The 225-nt window shown below is 77.8% G+C and carries 1 protein-coding gene; it reads right to left on the bottom strand.

Features of this window, described 5'->3' with window-relative positions:
- Nucleotides 1-225, bottom strand: a 225-nt coding sequence (locus tag ASG49_RS18815) for a hypothetical protein (protein ID WP_162244486.1), incomplete at both ends; no start/stop codon positions are given.

Here is a 225-nt window from a genome sequence, read left to right as displayed (position 1 = left end):
GAGCTCGACGGGCGCCTCGGGCGCCACCAGCGGCGCACCCTCACCGGCCAGCGGTGTGATGGGCGCGGGGTCGCCGACGAGCCGGATCTCGCCCCACCCGGCGTGGTCGACGACCCCGTCGGCGTCCACCGGGGCGGGGTGGAGCAGCGCCCACTGCAGCGCGACCCGGAGCTGTCGCAGCTGGGCCTCGTGCTCGTCGGCCCGCGCCTCCCAGGCAGCGTCGAT

The organism is Marmoricola sp. Leaf446 (assembly GCF_001424755.1).
Lineage (GTDB): Bacteria > Actinomycetota > Actinomycetes > Propionibacteriales > Nocardioidaceae > Marmoricola.
The sequence above is the reverse complement of the archived record's forward strand: the minus strand, read 5'-3'. Positions and strand labels throughout refer to the sequence as shown.